This is a genomic window from Variovorax sp. VaC1 (assembly GCF_043658315.1).
Lineage (GTDB): Bacteria > Pseudomonadota > Gammaproteobacteria > Burkholderiales > Burkholderiaceae_C > Variovorax.
This window is the reverse complement of sequence record NZ_JBIGLT010000005.1, coordinates 534,949-553,387: the sequence shown is the minus strand read 5'-3', so window position 1 is coordinate 553,387 and position 18,439 is coordinate 534,949. Positions and strand designations below refer to the sequence as shown.

Here is an 18,439-nt window from a genome sequence, read left to right as displayed (position 1 = left end):
TTTCTTCAGACGACGCCGGCCGAACGCAGGGCCTCGAAGCGCGTGGCGTCGATGCCCATTTCAGCCAGCACTTCCTGCGTGTGCTGGCCCAGCGCCGGTGGTGCATGGCGCAGCACCGGCGGCGTGGCCGTCAAGCGCAGCGGGCTCGCCACGCCGGTGATGCTGGCGATGCCGTCGCCCGCATCGCGCGGCAGCGTGACCGCCAGGCCGCGCGACTTGACCTGCGCATCGTCGAAGGCCTGCGCGATGTCGTTGATGGGGCCGCAGGGCACGGCCTTGTCTTCGAGCAGCGTGACCCAGTCGGCAGTGGTGCGGGTGCGGGTGAGCTCTTCCATCATCGGAATGAGCACGCCGCGGTGCTTCACGCGCAGGGTGTTGGTGGCAAAGCGCGCGTCGGCCGCCCACTCTGCGTGGCCGGCCGCTTCGCAGAAGCGCGCGAACTGGCCGTTGTTGCCGATGGCCAGCAGCATCGATCCGTCTTGCGTCGGAAAGTCCTGGTAGGGCGCCAGGCTCGGGTGCGTGTTGCCCTGTCGCTGCGGCGCCTTGCCGGTGTTGAGGAACGCGCTCGCCTGGTTGGCGAGGATGGCCATGCCCACGTCGAGCAGCGCCATGTCGATGTGCTGGCCTTCGCCGGTGCGGTCGCGCACCTGCAGCGCCGCAAGGATCGCGGTGCTCGCGTAGACGCCGGTAAAGAGGTCGGTGAGCGCCACGCCCACGCGCAGCGGGCCGCCGCCGGGCACGTCGTCGGGGCGGCCGGTGATGCTCATCATGCCGGTCATGGCCTGGATCATCAGGTCGTAGCCCGCGCGCTCGGCATACGGGCCGTCGTGGCCGAAGCCGGTCACGCTGCAGTAGATGAGGCGCGGGTTGGCCGCGCGCAGGCTCTCGTGGTCGAGGCCGTATTGCTTGAGGCCACCGGTCTTGAAGTTCTCGACCACGATGTCGGCCTGAGCCGCCATCTGCTTGAGCAGTGCCTGCCCGTCGGGCGTGGCCATGTCGATGGTGACCGAGCGCTTGTTGCGGTTGCAGGACGTGAAGTAGCTGGCCTGGTCGGTGTCGTTGCCGTTCGCGTCCTTGATGAACGGCGGACCCCAGGTGCGGGTGTCGTCGCCCACGCCGGGGCGCTCGATCTTGACGACGTCGGCGCCCAGGTCCGCAAGGATCTGCGTGCACCACGGGCCCGCGAGCACGCGGGACAGATCGAGGACCTTGATGCCGTCCAGGGCTGCGGGCTTGGTGCTCATGCGCTCGTTCAGTTGGCGAAAGCGGCGATGCCGGTGATGGCGCGGCCCAGGATGAGCGCGTGGATGTCGTGCGTGCCTTCGTAGGTGTTGACCACTTCGAGGTTCACCAAGTGGCGTGCCACGCCGAACTCGTCGCTGATGCCGTTGCCGCCCATCATGTCGCGCGCCAGGCGGGCGATGTCCAGGGCCTTGCCGCAGTTGTTGCGCTTCATGATCGAGGTGATCTCGACCGAGGCCGTGCCCTCGTCCTTCATGCGGCCCAGGCGCAGGCTGCCTTGCAGGCCCAGCGTGATCTCGGTCTGCATGTCGGCCAGCTTCTTCTGGATGAGCTGGTTGGCGGCGAGCGGGCGGCCGAACTGCTTGCGGTCGAGCGTGTACTGGCGGGCGCGGTGCCAGCAGTCTTCGGCGGCACCCAGCGCGCCCCACGAGATGCCGTAGCGGGCGCTGTTCAGGCAGGTGAACGGGCCCTTCAGGCCCTGCACTTCGGGGAAGGCGTTTTCTTCGGGGCAGAACACGCCGTCCATCACGATCTCGCCGGTGATGCTGGCGCGCAGGCCGACCTTGCCGTGGATCGCGGGGGCCGAGAGGCCCTTCATGCCCTTCTCGAGCACGAAGCCGCGGATCGGGCCGACCGTGCCGCTTTCGCTGACTTCCTTGGCCCACACGACGAACACGTCGGCGATGGGCGAATTGCTGATCCACATCTTGGCGCCGCTGAGCGAGTAGCCGCCCGGCACCTTCTTGGCACGCGTGACCATGCTGCCGGGGTCGGAGCCGTGGTCGGGTTCGGTCAGGCCGAAGCAGCCGATCCATTCGCCGGTGGCGAGCTTGGGCAGGTACTTCTGCTTTTGCGCTTCGGTGCCGAATTCGAAGATCGGCACCATCACCAGCGAGCTTTGCACGCTGGCCATCGAGCGGTAGCCCGAATCGACGCGCTCGACTTCGCGGGCGATCAGGCCGTAGGCCACATAGTTGAGGCCGGGGCCGCCGTACTGCTCGGGGATCGTCGGGCCGAGCAGGCCGAGCGCGCCCATTTCGCGAAAGATGGCGGGGTCGGTCTCACCGGTGCGGAAGCCCTCGATGACGCGGGGCGCCAGGCGCTCCTGGCAATAGGCATTGGCCGCGTCGCGGATCATGCGTTCTTCGTCGGTCAGTTGCTGGTCGAGAAGAAGGGGATCGTCCCAGTGGAATTGCGCTTTGGCGGCCATGTGCTGTCTCCGGAAAGAGGGGAAAAAGAGAAAAGAGGGGGATGGCCTCGATCCTAGCCACGCGAGGGGACGGGTGCAAACGATGAATCCTCACCCAGATATGCGTTTGTAGAATGTCTTGCAAGATGTTCGAGCCGTTCTTTCATTGGTAAGGCCGCTCCTCCATACATACACCCGAGGCATACATGCGTCGCAAGATCCCACCCCTGCAAACCCTCGTGTGCTTCGACGCCGCCGCGCGCCACGAGAGCTACACCCGCGCCGCGCAGGAACTGGCGCTTACGCAGAGCGCGGTGTCGCGCCAGATCGGCACGCTCGAAGCTTTCCTGGGCGTCGCCCTCTTTCGCCGCACGCGGCACGGCGTGGCGCTGACCGCGAGCGGCGCGGCCTATGCACGGCAGATCACCAAGCGGCTCGAAGCCATGGAACGCGACACGCTCGACGCGATGGCGCACCAGGGCGAAGGCGGTTCGCTGTCGCTGGCGGCCGTGCCGACCTTCGCCACGCGCTGGCTGATGCCGCGCCTGAAGGGATTCGCCGCGCTGCAGCCCGACGTGGTGGTGCACATCGAGACGCGCACGCGCCCCTTTCTCTTTGCCGATGCGGAATTCGATGCGGCCTTGTACGCCGGCACGCCCGCGCAGGTCGAGAACTGGGCAGGCACGCATGCGTTGCTGCTGATGCATGAAGACGTGGTGCCGGTGTGCAGCCCGTCGCTGCTGCCGCGCGGCAAGGCCGTGGCGCCCGCGGCCATCGCGAAGATGCCGCTGCTGCAGCAAAGCACGCGGCCCGACGGCTGGCGTCAGTGGTTCGATGCGCAGCAGGTAGATGCCCCCAATGCGCGCGGCGGGCCGCGCTATGAGCTGTTCTCGATATTGGCCGCCGCCGCCTCGCACGGCCTGGGCGTGGCGCTGATGCCGACGATGCTGGTGGCCGACGAACTGGCGCGCGGCGAACTGGTGGTGGCGTGCCCACGGCCGCTCTCGGGCGAGCGCAACTACTACCTCGTGACACCGGAGCGCGCCGACCAGCGGCCGCTGCTGAAGTTCTTCAGCGACTGGCTGCTGGCGCAGGCGCGGCAGGGCTGACGCGCTGCCCTGCCCTCTGAATGCCTGGTGGCCGAGAACGATTCAGGACGCCATGCGCCTCAGCCCTTTGCGGGCCGGGCACCTTCCCGGGCATAGGCCTCGATCAGCGCAGGAAAGGCATCCATCGCGGGCAAGGCGCCGAAGCTGTGCTTTGCGGGCGTCGTGGCCCAGGGCAGCTTCTCGTCGGTCCAGGTTTCGACGAAGGGCTCGACCCATGCGTGCCGGTCGAGCATCGACGGCCGGAGATTGACGAAGTAGTCCATGCCCTCGGTGCGCGTGAACATCCAGCTCTTGCAATGCGGGCAGAAGAAATGGTGCGAGTCACCGTGCAGGCCGCCGATGACGGGCTCGCCCGACACCACCTCGAAGCCCTGCGCGGGAATGGCGAGCGAGAGCGAGAAGGCGCTCGCGCTCATGGTCTGGCAGCCGGTGCAGTGGCACGCCATCGACAGCAGCGGCGGCGCGGTGATGCGCAGGCGCACCTGGCCGCAGCGGCAGCCGCCGGACCAGGGGAGTTGCCAGTCGCTGGATTGATCGGGGGATGGATTCGAGGTGCTCATGGGGTGCTCTGACCCTGTGGTTGTTGCGGCGGCGGCGTGGCCTTCTTCGGCCGCGAGGCGCGTGGTGGCTTGAAGGGGCCGGCGACTTTTTCGAGCCAGGGGTCGCACACGGCCCGCAGTTCCGGGTCCACATCGAACTGGGGGTCTCGCGCGTCGAAAAGAACCGACCTTTTCGCCTGCGCCCGCACCAGCGCGAACGCGTTCTTTTCGGAGCGGCTGTTGTCGAACATGAGCGTCATGTTCGCGATCTGCGTCGCGTGCCCGACCGCGGCCTGCGTGCGCGGAAACCGCTCGATGAGCTTCTTGTGCTCCACGCCGTGGCCGCCCTGCTGCTTGCGCGTGCTCACGCGAAAGACGGACATGTCGACCGAGACGAGCCCCACGAACAGCAGGACGACGAAGTAGCCCGCCGCCTGCATCGCGCGGATGTCGTCGGCCTTCGACGCATGGCCGCCGCCGGGCAATGGCTTCCAGTGGGAAAAGACCGTCTCGAATGCGAACGGCATGCGCTGGTCCATGACGAGGCTCTTGAAGGCGCGCACGCCTTCCTGCGACAGGACCTGCCATTTCTCGTCGTCATCGCGCAGGCGCTGGGCCCATGCGGGGATGTGGCCGGTGCGATGGTCGGCGTCGGGCAGGATGGACATCATCATCCGGTCCGCATTGATCAGCGGCATCTGCAGCGACGCCGCCAGCCGCGAGTACCAGAGGGTGGACTTGCCCGACCCGTTGTGGCCGGCCAGCACGAAGGCCACCGGACGCGGGCCGCGCGTCTGCTCCAGCAGCTTGTCGAGCTTCGGAGGGCGGCGGCTCACGCCTTGCTCGCGCGGAACCTGCCTTCGACCAGCCGGCCGATGACCTTCGTGCCATCGGCGGCCTCGCGAACGACCCGGGTCGGGTCTTGCGGGTAGGCGTAGTAGGCGAATATCTTGGCCGCGTTGGGCCCGCGAAAGACGTCCGCCCTGTCGATGCCGGGCTTGTTGAGCGCGCGGGCCGCCTTCTTCAGCAGCACCGTCGTGTTGTCCTCGGGGCGAACGACCGGGCGAGGCGCCTTGCCGACCTTGACCAGTTCCATACCCCGCCCCAGCGTCGCGACCGACCGGCCCTGGACCAGTTGCCCTTTCGCGCTGTCGCGTGCGGTAGTTTTTTCGCGTGTCATGCGTGAATGATCGCTCAAAACGGCTGTTGGCGACTCGTGTGGACATGGCCGTTTCGCCCGGCGGAAAAGAGCGGCGCCCCCTGCGTCCTTCGGAAACCCTTGTCCGAAAACGGCGAGCGGCGCGCGGCCGGAGGCAAGACACTTCGGCCATGACAACCCCCGCTTCCCACATCGAGGCCCTCGACTGGCCCGAGATCGAGACCGCGCTTGCCACGCGCGGTTGCGCCACCACCGGCCCGCTGTTCACGCCGAAGGAATGCGTCGCGCTCGCCGCGATGTACGACCAGCCCGCGCGCTTTCGCAGCCGCGTGGTCATGCAACGCCACGGCTTCGGCCAGGGCGAGTACCAGTACTTCGCGAACCCGCTGCCGGCATCGCTCGCCGCGTGGCGCAGCGCGCTGTACGAGCGCCTTGCACCACTGGCCAACGCATGGGCCGCGGCGATGGGCCAGCCCGCCGACTACCCGGCGGACCACGCCACCTACCTCGCGCGCTGCCACGCGGCGGGCCAGTTGCGCCCCACCCCGCTGCTGCTGCGCTACGACGAGGGCGACTACAACTGCCTGCACCAGGACCTGTACGGCGACCTGCAGTTTCCGCTGCAGCTCACCGTGCTGCTGAGCGATCCGCGCGAAGACTTCACGGGCGGCGAGTTCGTGCTGACCGAGCAGCGCCCGCGCATGCAGTCGCGCGCGGAAGTGGTGTCGCTCGCGCAGGGCGAGGCGGTGATCTTCGCGGTCAACCAGCGGCCGGTGACGGGCACGCGCGGCACCTACCGCGTGACGATGCGCCACGGCGTGAGCCGCGTGCGCTCGGGGCGGCGGCACACGCTGGGCATCATCTTTCACGACGCGCGCTGAGCGCTGCTTTTTTCAGAAGACAGCAGTGCGCGCAAGCCGTGAAGGCCACTGCGCGCAACGCCCCGATCAAGGCTTGGCGCGCGGAACGTTCACGTGGAACGGCCCCTGCAGCGCGGGCAGTGCCTGCGCAAAGCGCTCGCGGTCGGCCGGGGGCAGCGTGGCCGCATAGGCCGTCACGTAGGCCTCGATCCGTTCACGGAACTCGATGTCGGCGGCACGGGTGCGCGCCAGCGCGGCATCGATTGCCGGACGGTTGGGCACGGGCGCCGACAACAAGCGCGAGGCCTCCAGGCGGGCTTCGCGGCTGGACCGTGTCAGCCCGGCGTTGTCGCGCAGCAGTTCGCGCAGGCCGCTGCGGAAGGCCTGGCGCTGCGCGGACGACAGGCCATCTGCGGCGGCGGGCAGGCTCCGCGCCTTGGCCGGCGCGGCACCGTCCGCCGAGGCTTGCGCGGCCGGCCTGTCATGGTGCTGCGCGTGCTGGTCGCTCCACAGGAACCAGGCGCTGCTTGCGATGCCGCCGGCGAGGAATACGTTGAGCAGGAGGGACACCAGCGTCCAGTTGATCCCGCGTTGGGGTCGTTCGTCGTTCACTCGTCGCTCCAGTCTGCAGTGTTGCCGGCATCGAAAGTCGTGGCGGCCCAGTCCCTGTCCATTCCCGTCGGGCGCCCTGGCGGCGCGATGGCCGACAGGGCAAGGCCGAACACCAGCGCGCCGGCGGCGGCGGTGCCCACGAGGCCGACGCCCGCGGCCCACGCGCCAGCCCCCCACCATTCGCCAAGCCAGCGCCCGACGCGCCCGCGCTTCGCGCCGTGGGCGGGCGCGCCGGCCAGCGCGGCCTGAATAAGAGCCGCGCTTGGAGACGCGACGGCGCTGGCGTCCAGCAACGCATCGAGTTCCGCGGCGCGCGCCAGGATCGTCCGGGCCGAGGCGTCGCGTTCGAGCAGCGCCTGCGCATCCGCACGCTCGGCATCCGGCCAGCGGCGCAGCTCGGCCCCCCAGGCATCGGCGAGTTCTTCAAAGCGTTCGGGCGTCATGGTCGGGTCTCCATCAGTTCTGCGCGCAGGTTGCGGCGCGCACGCGCAAGCAGGCTCTCGAGCGCATCGATAGAAATGCACATGAGCTCGGAGATGTCCGCGTGGGACAGTTCCTGGTAGTACTGAAGCACGATGGCTTCGCGCTGGCGGGCGGGCAGCCGCGCCAATGCGGATGCGACACGCTGGTCGCGCTGGGCGTGGCCCCAGTGCTGTTCCGGCGTCGGGGCTGCATCGGCATGGTCCGGCAGCGCATCCACGGCCTGCTCGTGACGGGCCGCGCCTCCGCGCAGCCGGTCATAACAGAGATTGAGCACGACGCGGTGCAGCCAGGTGTCGAAGTGGGCTTCTCCGCGCCGCCATTTCGGGGCCTGCTTCCAGATGCGGACAAACGCCTCCTGCGTGACCTCCTCGGCTTCACCACGCCGCCCGAGCAGACGCTGGGCCAGCGCCAGCAGGCGCGGCAGCTTGCGCGCCACCAGTTCGCGCGCCGCCTGCGGCTCGTTGCGGCCGAGGCGCTGCAGCAGATCCTCGTCGGGGTCGTGTGAGTCTGGATCAGCCACTGGACAAGACCGGTTGGAGATCGGGGCGTTCCGGGGCGGCGAACAGGTTCAAGGCGGATGCCCCGGTTGGCCGTTCGGCGGATTCTCCGCCTTCGCCTCGCGCTGCACCGGCACGCGGCCGGCCATGGCGATGCGCAGGATCGGCACCGGTTGGAAGGCCATGCCGGGCGCGAGATGCGCGAACACCGGCACGGGCAGCGGCCCGACCGATGCCAGCCAGGCAAGGCCGATGACAAGAATCACGGATCTCGGGTCCATGGGCGTCTGCGTCGACAGGAAGACAACACGACAGCACGCCGGATCAACGCCACCCGCGATGCCAACCGTAGTGGGGGTGATACCAGCCCCAGCCATAGTGGACGTGGTAGTGCCACACATAGCCAGGCCCCGGGATCGCATAGGTCGGCCGGACGTAGACCACACCCGCCGGTGCGACGTAGACGGGACGGGCCACCACCACGCGCGGCGCCACGTAGACAGGTCGGGCAACGACCACGGGCGGCGGAACGACCACGACGGGCTGGGCCTGCGCGGGCACCGCCGTCGCAAGAACGCCGATCAGGGCCAGCAGGCTGGCACCGAGGGCCGGAAGAAGGCTTTTCGATTTCATGGATGAACCCTGTTGGTCATGGGAAGCAAACGCAAGACAAGACGGCCTGGCCATCAGTACCACCCGCGATGCCAGCCGTAGGTCGGGTGGTGCCAGCCCCAGCCGTAGTGAACGTGGTAGCGCCACACGTAGCCGGGCGCAGGCATCGCGTAGGTCGGCGCGACATAGGCCACGCCGGCCGGCGCAACGTAGGCCGGGCGGATGGTGGCGGGCGCGACCACGCAACCGGTCAATACAAACGCGGAGACGGTCGCGACGACAAGGGACGAGCGGAGGAACATCGGGAAAACTCCTTGGAGCGCAGAAGCAGCGCAATGCTTGAACGGGGCCAGTCGCCGGAATCCGTCGCTCGATCTGCAAATTTTTTTCGGGCAGTCCGATCCGAACGCCTGTGCTGATCGTCGGCAACTCAAGGCGCCGGGAGGAGCGCCAACCCCATCGCATCCGCGTGCCCGGCAAAAGCCCGGAACCCCTTCAGGCTGTGCAATACCGCACACAAAGCCGAAGTCGAGCGAAAATCGCGCCCACATCCGGCGCCCACCAGGATCCCCGACACCAACGATCGGGGCCGTGGGCCCACCGGATGTCGACCCGCGGCCGTACCGCAGCGGGTGCGTTCGAGTGGTCGTCAGGGAGCTGTATGAACATCAACTCGTCCGGAAATCCGGGTGTGGCGGGAGAGCCGCCGTTTGAATTTGCCGCCGCGGGGGCCTCGTCACCCATCGCGGCGCTGGCCGTGCCGCCGGGGCGATCTCGCCGCTTCAGGGTGGACGTGGGCACCATCGTCAGTGCCGTGGCCCTGGCCCAGTCGCTGATGCTGGTCTCGCTGGGCTATTGGGGCTCGCAGCGGCTGGTGTCGCGCATCGGGGTCTCGGCGCACAAGGCCAACCACGACCGCACCGAGGACAAGGTGCTGGCCTTCCTCAAAAAGGCCGAATCGGTCGTCGATGCGGTGGCCAGCGCGCCCAGCCTGCAACCCGCGGGCGAGCAGGTCGACAAGACATCGGAGCTCCTGTGGACGCTGCTGGAGCAGTCACCCGAGCTCGACAGCATCTACGTGGCCAACGACGCGGGCCAGATGCTGATGGCCCTGCGCTACCCCACCCCCGCCATGCGGCACATCGCGCGCGGCCCCGATTTCACGACCGAGACCTGGCACTACAAGCTGCCGCTGGAGGCCGAGGCCGACGCGCAGAGCCGCTACGCCACGCAGCGCATCGAGGCCTACCGCAGCAACTACGACCCGACGAAGCGCGGCTGGTTCGTGCAGGCCGGCGCGGCACTGGGCCCGGTGTGGACCAAGCCCTACGTGTTCGCCGCCGCGCAGGAGCTGGGGGTGACCTACGCGCAGCCCAGCCGCCGCAGCTACGCCGGCGGCAGCTCGCAGGCGCTGGTGGTGGCCGGCGACGTGTCGCTGGGCCGGCTGTCGGAGTTCGTGCGGCTCTTCAGCAGCGACGGCTCCGGCGACAGCGCCCTCTTGAGCGCCGACTTCCAGGTGCTCGCGCGCAGCGACATGCCCGGCGTCCTGCATCGACTGGAGGCGCCGACGGGCGTGCTCGGCGCGCTGCACGACCACATGGTGGCCGCAGGCACGGCGGGCACCGGCGCCGACACGGACTTCGCCTTTTCCTACGACGGGCGGCACTACCTGGTGCAGACCTCGCGGATACCCGCCACCGGCTGGCAGCTGGTGAGCTGGGTGCCCGAAGACATGCTGCTGGGCGGCCTGCGGCGCGCGGTGCTGTGGTCGCTGCTGCTGGCGCTGGCGTTCCTGGCGCTGGCGCTGTTCCTGTCGCTGAAGCTGTCGAAGCTGGTGACGTCGCCGGTGGAGAACCTCTCGCACATCGCACGCCGCATCGGCATGCTGGAGCTGGACAACCTGCCGCGCGAACCCAGCCGCGTGCTGGAGATCCAGCACCTGGACCAGGCGCTCGACGATTCCGCGCGCAGCCTCAAGGCCTTCAGCAAGTTCGTGCCGGTGGACGTGATCAACCAGCTGATCGACGAGGGGCACGCGCTCGCGCCGAGCGGATCGCCGCGCCGCGTGACGGTGATGTTCACCGACGTGGAGGGCTTCACCTCGATCTCGGAGTCGCTCGACACCGACGTGCTGGTCGGCATGCTCACCGAGTACTTCAACCTGGCGGCGGGCGTGTTCACGCGGCACGGCGGCGTGATCGACAAGTTCATCGGCGACGGCATCATGGTGCTGTGGGGCGCGCCCGCGGACCTGAAGGACGCGGAGTACAAGGCCTGCCTTGCCGCGCTCGAACTGCACGTGGGCATGAGCGAGCTCAACCGCAAGTGGCGCACCGATGGCCTGCCCGAGTTCCGCACGCGCATCGGCATGCACACGGGCGTGGTGATCGCGGGGATCCTGGGCTCGAACGACCGGCTGTCTTACACGGCGTTCGGCGACGTGGTCAACGTGGCCAGCCGCATCGAAGGCATCAACAAGCAGCTGGGCACGCAGATGCTGATGTCGGAGGTCACCTTCGAGGGGCTGAAGGGCCGGTTGTGCACGCGGCGCATCGAAGAGCTGGTCGAACTGCGCGGCCGGCAGACGCGCATGGTGCTCTACGAGCTGCAAACTTCATAGCCGCTCGCGCGATCAGCGCGGCGCCTGGGTCACGCGCACCAGCATCAGGTTGGCGGTGGTGCCGTTGCCCTGCGTGAGCACCGAGTACTGCGTGTCGTTGATGAACAGCAGTTGGTCGCCACGCGAGATGCGCGCCGACACCGCATAGCGCATGCGCGGATCGATGCGCGCGGGGTCCACGGTCAGCTCGTAGGCCAGGGGCGGCTGCTTGCCGTTGGCCTTGAAGCGTTGCTCGGCGAGGGTCACCGACGGTGCGTCCATGCGCGACACGTCGAGCAGTTGCACCACGACCTCGGCCGAAGGATCGAGCGCGATGCGCTCGCGGTAGGCCACCGTGCCGGTCACGCGCAGTGGCGCGGCGCCAGCCGATGGGGCCGGCGTGGACGACGGCGATGCGCAGGCGCTCAACAAGGAGGCGCCGGCAACGGCGGAAAGCATCAGGAGGCTGGTACGTCTTTTCATGCGCCCCATTATGCGGAGGCACGCTGCGCGGCGAAAGCCACATACCAATCCAGGCTTCCGGGGTTTGCCATGGCCTCGCGGTTGACCACCTTCTCGATCGGCTGGCCCAGCAGCAGCTTCTTGATTGGCAGCTCCTGCTTCTTGCCCGAGAGCGTGCGCGGGATCTCGGCCACCTGGAAGATGTCGTTGGGCACGAAGCGCGGCGACAGCGAGGTCTTGATCGCGTTGTTCAGCCGCGCGCGCATCGCGTCGTCGAGCGTCACGCCGGGGCGCAGCACGACGAACAACGGCATGTAGCTGTCGCGGCCCAGGTATTCGAGATCGACCACCATTGAGTCGAGCACTTCGGGCAGGCCCTCGACCGCGCTGTAGATCTCGCTGGTGCCCATGCGCAGGCCCTGGCGGTTGATGGTGGCGTCGCTGCGGCCGTAGATGATGCAGCCGCCGTCTTCGCCGATCTTGATCCAGTCGCCGTGGCGCCACACGCCGGGGTAGGTGTCGAAGTAGCTCGACAGGTAGCGCGCGTTGCCTTCATCGCCCCAGAAATACAGCGGCATCGACGGAATGGCCTTGGTGCACACCAGTTCGCCGACCTCGCCAATGACCGGCTGGCCCTGTTCGTTCCAGGCCTCGACCGCATGGCCGAGTTCGCGGCATTGCATCTGGCCGGGCACTTCGGGCAGGTCGCGATGGCCACCGACGAAGGCGCCGCAGAAGTCGGTGCCGCCGGAGATGTTGCACCACCACACCTCCTTCGAGCCCGCATCGAGGATCTGCTTCGAGCCCCAGCGCTGCACCTCTTCGGGCAGCGGCGAGCCGGTGCTGCCGAGGGCGCGCACGCGCGAGAGATCGCCGCAGTCCTTCGCGACAAGGCCCGCCTTCATGCAGTTGGTGAAGTAGGCCGCCCCAGCGCCGAAGAAGGTGACCTTGTGCCGCGCGACGAAACGCCACAGCACGCTCCAGTCGGGCTTCTCCTTGCTGCCCGCCGGGTTGCCGTCATAAATGCAGATGGTGGCGCCGAAGGCCAGGCCCGAGAGCTGCGAGTTCCACATCACCCAGCCGGTGGAGCTGTACCAGTGGTAGCGCTCGCCGAAGTTGTTGGCGCCATAGCTTGCGCCCACGTCGTTGTGCAGGCCGCAGGCATGCATGGTGAGGATGATGCCGCCCTGCCCGTGCACGATGGGCTTGGGCAGGCCGGTGGTGCCGCTCGAATAGACGATCCAGATCGGGTGGTCGAAGGGCAGCCACTCGGGCTCGAAGGCGGCCACCTGCGCGTCGTTGCGTGCGATGGCCTGGGTCCACTCGACATCGTGCGGCACCGCGCTCGCGGCGAACGGCGACTTCACGAGCAGCAGCTTCTGCACGCTGGGCAGCTGGCCGCGCAGCTCCTGCAGCACCGCGCTGCGGTCGAGCGGCTTGCCGCCGTAGTGCACGCCGTCGACGGCGATCAGCACCTTGGGCTCGATCTGGCGAAAGCGGTCGGTGACGGCGGCGGTGCCCATGTCGGGCGCGCACACGCTCCAGATCGCGCCGATGCTGGAGCACGCGAGAAAGGCCACCATGGTCTCGGGCACGTTCGGCATGTAGGCCGCAACGCGGTCGCCGCGCTGCACGCCGAGCGACTTGAGCGTGAGCGCCACGGCGGCCACCTGGCGGCGCAGCTCGGGCCACGACAGCTCGCGCACTTCGCCGAGTTCATTGTCGCTCACGATGGCCGGCATGCCGGCGGCGTGGGCCGCGTCGGCGTGGCGCAGCACTTCGCGCGCGTAGTTGACCTGGGCACCGGGGAACCAGCGTGCGGTGGGCATGCGCGGCTGTGCGAGCACGGCGGTGTGCGGCGTGGGCGAGCGCAGGCCGGCGTAGTCCCAGATGCTCTGCCAGAAGGCATCGAGCTCGGTGACCGACCAGCGCCACATGGCGTCGTAGCTGTCGAACGAGAGGCCGCGCGTGTCGCGCAGCCAGTTTTGATAGAGGCGGATCTGGGGGATGTTGGGGGCGGACATGCACCGAGCGTAGCGCTGCGAACGACCGTGCTCAATCGGGGTTGACCTCAGGGTTTGTACGTGTGTTCAATAATTTTGTACAAGCGTTCAATACGCCCCCATGAACGTCCGCACGCCGACCGTCAAACGCGCCGCCTCCCGCGCCGCGGCCATCACCGCCGAGGCCGCACGGCCCGACCGCAAGCAGGCCATCCTGCTGGCGGCCGAGAAGCTCTTCGCACAGCACGGCTACCACGCGGTGACGATCCGCCAGATCGCCGAAGAAGCCGGCGTGCCGCTGGCGCTGGTGGGCTACTACTACGGCCAGAAGCACGAGCTGTTTCACGCGATCTTCGAACACTGGTCCCACTCGATCGACGCGCGGCTCGCGGGCCTGGCCGCGGTGGACATCGACCCCGACGACCCGCGCACGCTGCAGCACATCATCGACGCCTTCATCGCGCCCGTGCTGGCGCTGCGCGCGAGTTCCGAGGGCGAGTACTACGCGCTTCTGGTGGCGCGCGAACTCGCCAACACCACCGAAGAGGCCGACCGCGTGCTGCGCGCCTATTTCGATCCGCTGGCCGAGGCCTACATCGATGCGCTGCACGTCGTGCTGCCGCATGCCACGCGCGGCGAGGTCGCCTGGGGCTACCAGTTCGCGCTCGGCGTGCTGATGAACCACCTGAACAGCAGTCGCATCGCGCGCCTGTCGCGCGGCGAGAACACGCCCGGCGACCCCGCCGTGGCGCCGATGCTGGTGAACTTCATCGTCGGCGGCCTGCGCGCCGCGCTGCCACGGCCCAAGACCCCACGCGCGAACAAAACCACCCCCAGGAGACAAAAGCCATGATGAAAAGACGCACCCTGCTGTCGGTGCTCGCGGCCGCATCGGCCGGCGCCGCACTGCCCTCGCGCGCGCAGCCGTCCAACCCGAAGATCGTGTTCGGCTACACGGCGGTGACCGACTTCGCCTCTGTCTTCGTGGCGGCCGAAGAGGGCTACTTCAAGAAGCGCAACCTCGACGTCGAGCTCAAGTTCATTCCGCTCAACTCCACCATTCCCGCGGCGCTGCAGTCCGACTCGCTGCAGATCGGCGGGCCCACGCCTTCGGTCTTCCTGCAGGCGGTCGACGGCGGGCTCGACCTGGTGCTGGTGGCCGGCGGCGGCCTCACCTCGAAGACGATCACCGGCTTCGGCCTCGTGGCGCGTGCGGGCTCTGGCATCAAGAGCGCACAGGACTGCGTCGGCAAGAAGATCGGCGTGCCGGGCCTGGGCGCCTTCCTGCACGTGACCTTTCGCGCGTGGCTGAAAGACAGCGGCGTGGACTACCGCAAGGTCAACTTCGTCGAGGCCGCATTCCCGCAGCATGCCGACCTGCTGCGCGGCGGTTCGGTCGATGCGGTGGTGTCGGCCGACCCGTTCATGAGCCGCATCACCGAGAGCGGCGCGGGCTATGTGGCCTCGTACTACTCGACCTTCCTGCCCGAGAACAACCAGACCATCGTGCATGCGGCCAAGCGCGAGTGGGTCGCGAAGAACCCGGCGACCGCACGCGCCTTCCGTGAGGCGCTGGTCGAATCGGCCGCCTTCATGCAGCAGCCGAAGAACGACGCGAAGGTGCGCGCAAGCATCGGCAAGTACATCAAGCTGCCGCCCGAAGTGCTGGCCAAGGTGCAGGTCTCGCCGCCCGGCCCGGTCGTCACCGACAAGCAGCTGGGCTACTGGACCGGGCTGATGAAGGAGCAGGACATGCTCAAGACCTCCATCGACGTTGCGAAGCTGATCGCCAAGTGATTTCAGCTCCCGCCCCGATCACCGCGCGCGCCGCGCTTTCCGCAAGCGTTGCGCGTTCGCCGACAAGTCCCACGATGCAAGCCACACCCTTCCTGCGCTTCGACGGCGTGACCATCCGCCTGGGCGGCCGCGAGATCCTGTCGCCCACTTCCTTCGACGTGGCGCGCGGCGAGTTCGTCTGCATCGTCGGCCCCAGCGGCTGCGGCAAGACCACGCTGCTGCGCGCGGCCAGCGGCCTCGTCACGGCCAGCGCCGGCGAGGTGCGGCGCAACGGCGTGAAGATGACCGAGCCTTCGCGCGAAGTCGCCTTCGTGTTCCAGGACTACGGCCGCGCGCTGCTGCCGTGGCGCACGGTGGAAGGCAACGTGAGCCTGGCGCTCGAAGCCGCCGGCGTGCCCGTGGCCGAACGCGCGCCGCGCATTGCCGATGTGCTGGGCAAGGTGGGCCTTGCGAAGCACGCGCACAAGTTTCCGGTGCAGCTGTCGGGTGGCATGCAGCAGCGCGCGCAGATCGCCCGCTGCCTCGCGCAGAAGCCCGAGCTGATGATGATGGACGAGCCCTTCGGCGCGCTCGATGCGCTCACGCGCCAGAGCCTGCAGGACGAGCTGGCGCGGCTGGTGCGCGACGACGGGCTCACGGTGCTGTTCGTCACGCACGACCTGGAAGAGGCCATCTACCTGGGCGACCGCGTGATCGCGCTGCAGGCCAACCCCGGGCCGGGCCGGCCCAGCCTCGCGCGAATGATCGACGTGAAGATCCCGCGCCCGCGCGACCAGCTCACGACGAAGGAGCATCCGGAATACCTGCAGTTGCGGCGCGAGCTGTTCGCCTTCATCGAGCAAGGCCATGACTGACAACCGCCTCCTGCGCTGGCTGCGGCCGTGGGTGTTCCCTGCCCTGCTGGTCGGTGCCTTCGAGTGGTACGCGCGGCGTGCGGCCGCATTGGGCAGCGATGCGATCGCGCCGCCGAGCGCTGCCGTCAAGGCCTTTGCCGGTGCGGCGCTCGACGGCTCGCTGTGGCAGGCAACAGGCTTCACGCTTGGCACGGCTGCGCTCGGCCTGCTGCTGGGTGCGGTACTCGGCATTGCGCTGGGGTTGCTGCTCGGCCTCTCGCGCCGCGCGGCGCAACTCGGCGCGATGTCGATCGAGGTGCTGCGGCCCGTGCCCTCTGTTGCATTGATTCCGCTGGCGATGCTCGGCTTCGGTTTCGGCGTGCGCATGGAACTGGCCATCGTCGCCTTCGCCACCTTCTGGCCGCTGCTGGTGCTGGTGCAATCGGCCGTGCAGCAGATCGAGCCCCGCTTGCTCGAAGTGAGCCGCGTGCTCGGCCTGTCGGCACGCGAGCGGGCCTTCAAGATCGTGCTGCCGGCCATCGTGCCGCGCCTGTTCGTCGCGCTGCGGCTTGGCGTGGCGGTGGCGCTGGTGGTCGCGGTCACGGTGGAGATCGCGGCCAACCCCAACGGCATGGGCTACGCGATGATGATTGCGCAGCAGAGCTTCGACCCCGCGCTGATGCTCGCGTGGCTGGGCTGGATCGGCGTGGTGGGCTTCGCGGTCAACGCGGGCATGCTGCTTTTGCAGCGCGTGGTCGCGCGGCGCATGGGGGTGTTGTCATGAACGGCAACGACCGCAGCCGCTTCGGCATCCACTGGCTCGGCTCGTTCGCCGTGCTGTGCACGCTGGTTGCGCTCTGGTGGGTTGCGAGCAATGCCGGGTGGGTCAGCCGCGTGTTCCTGCCGACGCCGCAAGCCACCTTCGCGAGCCTGCTCGAAGGGCTCAACCTTGCTGGCGATTCTGGCAACGGCGAACTGCTCGCCTTCACGCAGGCAACGGTGGGCCGCATGGTCGAGGGCTGGCTGCTGGCTTCGCTGTTCGGCGTGGTGCTGGGCGCGGCCATCGGCGTGTCGCCGGCGGTGCGCGCGTGGGTGCAACCCACGCTCGAGTTCATTCGCCCGTTGCCTGCGTCGGCGCTGCTGCCGCTCGCCATTTCGATCTTCGGCCTGAACCCTGGCATGGTGCTGTTCGTGGTGGCCTTCGGCGCGATGTGGCCGGTGCTGCTGGCCACGGTGCACGGCTTCGCGGCGGTGGAGCCGCGCCTGTCCGAAGTGGCGCGCTGCCTGCAGATGTCGCGCGCCGCGTACATCTGGAAGATGGGCCTGCCCAATGCCATGCCCGACATCCTGGCCGGCATGCGGCTCGCGCTGACCATTGCGCTGATCGTCGCGGTGGTGGGCGAAATGATCGCCTCGCAGAACGGGCTGGGGCAGGCCATCCTGCTGGCGGCGCGCGCCTTCCGCGCCAGCGATCTCTTTGCCGGCATCGTGCTGCTCGGGCTCATCGGCTTCGCGAGCAATGCACTGCTGGCCTTTGCAGAAAAGCGGCTGCTGCGCTGGCAGCACCCCTGATTCCTTCACACCGACAACCACACACCCCACAAGGAGCCCCGCCATGCCACGCAAGTTCGTCGACCTCTCGATCTTTCTCGAAAACGATGTGCTGTCCGACCCGCCCGCCTTCGCGCCGAAGATCCAGTACTTCACGCACGAGCAGACCTACGAGCAGATCGAGCCCTTCTTTCCGGGCCTGAAGAAAGAAGACCTGCCCGATGGCGAAGGCTGGGCGGTGGAGCTGGTGCAGTTGTCGACGCACAACGGCACGCACCTCGATGCGCCCTATCACTTCCACTCGACCATGGACAAGGCGCTGGGCGAGAAGAAGCCCGCCATCGCCATCCACGACGTGCCGCTCGAATGGTGCTTCCAGCCGGGCGTGAAGCTCGACTTTCGCCACTTCGCCGACGGCTACGTGGTCACGGCCGACGACGTCGAGGCTGAACTCAAGCGCATCGGCCACACGCTGAGCCCATTGGAAATCGTGGTGGTCAACACGCGTGCCGGCTCGCGCTATGGCAACCCCGACTACGTATCGGCCGGTGCCGGCATGGGCTACGAAGCCACCATGTACCTGCTGGAGCGCGGCGTGCGCCTCACCGGCACCGACGCGTGGAGCTGGGACGCGCCCTTCGTGCACACCGCGAAGAAGTACGGCGAGACGCACGATGCCTCGCTGATCTGGGAGGGCCACAAGGCCGGCCGCGACATCGGCTACTGCCACATCGAGAAGCTGCACAACCTCGAAGTGCTGCCGCCCACGGGCTTCTTCATCAGCTGCTTTCCGCACAAGATCCGCGGCGCATCGGCGGGCTGGACGCGCGCGGTCGCGATCTTCGACGACGCGCTGATGGCGTCGGTCTGAACGCACGAACACACGAACGAA

At 68.3% G+C, this 18,439-nt stretch carries 22 protein-coding genes; 9 read left to right on the top strand and 13 right to left on the bottom strand.

Annotation, left to right across the window (positions count from 1 at the left end; all coding sequences use genetic code 11):
- Positions 1–5: 5 nt before the first annotated feature.
- Together ACGLHS_RS22645 and ACGLHS_RS22640 are read right to left on the bottom strand one after the other, a co-directional pair.
- Positions 6–1,244: a CaiB/BaiF CoA transferase family protein gene (locus tag ACGLHS_RS22645; protein WP_394483399.1), complete on the bottom strand. Its 1,239-nt coding sequence runs from the start codon at positions 1,242–1,244 to the stop codon at positions 6–8.
- Between the two features lie 8 nt (positions 1,245–1,252).
- A complete protein-coding gene (locus ACGLHS_RS22640; RefSeq protein WP_093241960.1) occupies positions 1,253–2,452 on the bottom strand; it encodes an acyl-CoA dehydrogenase in 1,200 nt (399 codons plus the stop codon).
- A 185-nt stretch (positions 2,453–2,637) separates the two neighbouring features.
- On the opposite strand from ACGLHS_RS22640, the gene ACGLHS_RS22635 reads away from it, so the two are divergent.
- Complete coding sequence (locus ACGLHS_RS22635; RefSeq protein WP_394483397.1) at positions 2,638–3,540, top strand: LysR substrate-binding domain-containing protein; 903 nt, start codon at positions 2,638–2,640, stop codon at positions 3,538–3,540.
- Between the two features lie 59 nt (positions 3,541–3,599).
- Here the strand turns inward: ACGLHS_RS22635 and ACGLHS_RS22630 are convergent, their stop codons facing one another.
- From ACGLHS_RS22630 to ACGLHS_RS22620, 3 genes are read right to left on the bottom strand one after another with little or no spacing between them, the layout of a single operon-like run.
- On the bottom strand, positions 3,600–4,100 hold the full coding sequence (locus tag ACGLHS_RS22630) for a GFA family protein (RefSeq protein ID WP_394483395.1): 501 nt from the start codon (positions 4,098–4,100) through the stop codon (positions 3,600–3,602).
- Positions 4,097–4,915 carry a zeta toxin family protein gene (locus tag ACGLHS_RS22625; RefSeq protein WP_394483393.1) on the bottom strand — a complete coding sequence of 273 codons (819 nt, stop codon included), beginning with the start codon at positions 4,913–4,915 and terminating at the stop codon, positions 4,097–4,099. Before ACGLHS_RS22625 ends, ACGLHS_RS22630 begins: the two co-directional genes overlap by 4 nt.
- Positions 4,912–5,259, bottom strand: coding sequence for a hypothetical protein (locus ACGLHS_RS22620; RefSeq protein ID WP_394483391.1), 348 nt, complete (start codon positions 5,257–5,259; stop codon positions 4,912–4,914). Before ACGLHS_RS22620 ends, ACGLHS_RS22625 begins: the two co-directional genes overlap by 4 nt.
- 149 nt (positions 5,260–5,408) lie before the next feature.
- On the opposite strand from ACGLHS_RS22620, the gene ACGLHS_RS22615 reads away from it, so the two are divergent.
- Positions 5,409–6,119: a 2OG-Fe(II) oxygenase gene (locus ACGLHS_RS22615; RefSeq protein ID WP_394483389.1), complete on the top strand. Its 711-nt coding sequence runs from the start codon at positions 5,409–5,411 to the stop codon at positions 6,117–6,119.
- Between the two features lie 66 nt (positions 6,120–6,185).
- Here the strand turns inward: ACGLHS_RS22615 and ACGLHS_RS22610 are convergent, their stop codons facing one another.
- From ACGLHS_RS22610 to ACGLHS_RS22585, 6 genes are read right to left on the bottom strand one after another with little or no spacing between them, the layout of a single operon-like run.
- Complete coding sequence (locus ACGLHS_RS22610; protein WP_394483387.1) at positions 6,186–6,710, bottom strand: periplasmic heavy metal sensor; 525 nt, start codon at positions 6,708–6,710, stop codon at positions 6,186–6,188.
- Positions 6,707–7,153, bottom strand: a complete 447-nt coding sequence (locus tag ACGLHS_RS22605) for a hypothetical protein (RefSeq protein ID WP_176801153.1) — start codon at positions 7,151–7,153, stop codon at positions 6,707–6,709. The genes ACGLHS_RS22610 and ACGLHS_RS22605 overlap by 4 nt, the downstream gene beginning before the upstream one ends.
- A complete protein-coding gene (locus tag ACGLHS_RS22600) occupies positions 7,150–7,713 on the bottom strand; it encodes an RNA polymerase sigma factor (protein ID WP_394483384.1) in 564 nt (187 codons plus the stop codon). Before ACGLHS_RS22600 ends, ACGLHS_RS22605 begins: the two co-directional genes overlap by 4 nt.
- 48 nt (positions 7,714–7,761) lie before the next feature.
- Positions 7,762–7,971 carry a hypothetical protein gene (locus tag ACGLHS_RS22595; RefSeq protein ID WP_394483382.1) on the bottom strand — a complete coding sequence of 70 codons (210 nt, stop codon included), beginning with the start codon at positions 7,969–7,971 and terminating at the stop codon, positions 7,762–7,764.
- Between the two features lie 43 nt (positions 7,972–8,014).
- Positions 8,015–8,323 (bottom strand): hypothetical protein, encoded by a 309-nt coding sequence (locus ACGLHS_RS22590; RefSeq protein ID WP_394483380.1) that lies wholly within the window; start codon positions 8,321–8,323, stop codon positions 8,015–8,017.
- 53 nt (positions 8,324–8,376) lie between these two features.
- Entirely contained in the window at positions 8,377–8,604 is a 228-nt protein-coding gene (locus ACGLHS_RS22585) for a hypothetical protein (protein ID WP_093243385.1), read from the bottom strand.
- A 359-nt stretch (positions 8,605–8,963) separates the two neighbouring features.
- Here ACGLHS_RS22585 and ACGLHS_RS22580 point away from each other — a divergent pair, with 359 nt between their 5' ends.
- Positions 8,964–10,922 carry an adenylate/guanylate cyclase domain-containing protein gene (locus ACGLHS_RS22580; protein ID WP_093241979.1) on the top strand — a complete coding sequence of 653 codons (1,959 nt, stop codon included), beginning with the start codon at positions 8,964–8,966 and terminating at the stop codon, positions 10,920–10,922.
- A gap of 12 nt (positions 10,923–10,934) precedes the next feature.
- Here ACGLHS_RS22580 and ACGLHS_RS22575 read toward each other — a convergent pair whose 3' ends face one another.
- Positions 10,935–11,384 (bottom strand): YbaY family lipoprotein, encoded by a 450-nt coding sequence (locus ACGLHS_RS22575; protein WP_256327345.1) that lies wholly within the window; start codon positions 11,382–11,384, stop codon positions 10,935–10,937.
- An 8-nt stretch (positions 11,385–11,392) separates the two neighbouring features.
- Positions 11,393–13,387, bottom strand: coding sequence for an acetoacetate--CoA ligase (locus tag ACGLHS_RS22570; RefSeq protein WP_394483377.1), 1,995 nt, complete (start codon positions 13,385–13,387; stop codon positions 11,393–11,395).
- Between the two features lie 100 nt (positions 13,388–13,487).
- Between ACGLHS_RS22570 and ACGLHS_RS22565 the strand changes: the two genes are divergently transcribed.
- From ACGLHS_RS22565 to ACGLHS_RS22540, 6 genes are read left to right on the top strand one after another with little or no spacing between them, the layout of a single operon-like run.
- Positions 13,488–14,219 carry a TetR family transcriptional regulator gene (locus ACGLHS_RS22565; protein WP_394483375.1) on the top strand — a complete coding sequence of 244 codons (732 nt, stop codon included), beginning with the start codon at positions 13,488–13,490 and terminating at the stop codon, positions 14,217–14,219.
- A complete protein-coding gene (locus ACGLHS_RS22560; protein ID WP_394483373.1) occupies positions 14,216–15,163 on the top strand; it encodes an ABC transporter substrate-binding protein in 948 nt (315 codons plus the stop codon). The genes ACGLHS_RS22565 and ACGLHS_RS22560 overlap by 4 nt, the downstream gene beginning before the upstream one ends.
- Positions 15,160–16,017 carry an ABC transporter ATP-binding protein gene (locus ACGLHS_RS22555; protein WP_394483371.1) on the top strand — a complete coding sequence of 286 codons (858 nt, stop codon included), beginning with the start codon at positions 15,160–15,162 and terminating at the stop codon, positions 16,015–16,017. Before ACGLHS_RS22560 ends, ACGLHS_RS22555 begins: the two co-directional genes overlap by 4 nt.
- On the top strand, positions 16,010–16,780 hold the full coding sequence (locus tag ACGLHS_RS22550) for an ABC transporter permease (RefSeq protein WP_394483369.1): 771 nt from the start codon (positions 16,010–16,012) through the stop codon (positions 16,778–16,780). Before ACGLHS_RS22555 ends, ACGLHS_RS22550 begins: the two co-directional genes overlap by 8 nt.
- Entirely contained in the window at positions 16,777–17,568 is a 792-nt protein-coding gene (locus ACGLHS_RS22545; RefSeq protein WP_394483367.1) for an ABC transporter permease, read from the top strand. The genes ACGLHS_RS22550 and ACGLHS_RS22545 overlap by 4 nt, the downstream gene beginning before the upstream one ends.
- A gap of 43 nt (positions 17,569–17,611) precedes the next feature.
- Positions 17,612–18,418 carry a cyclase family protein gene (locus ACGLHS_RS22540; protein ID WP_093241999.1) on the top strand — a complete coding sequence of 269 codons (807 nt, stop codon included), beginning with the start codon at positions 17,612–17,614 and terminating at the stop codon, positions 18,416–18,418.
- Positions 18,419–18,439: the final 21 nt, after the last annotated feature.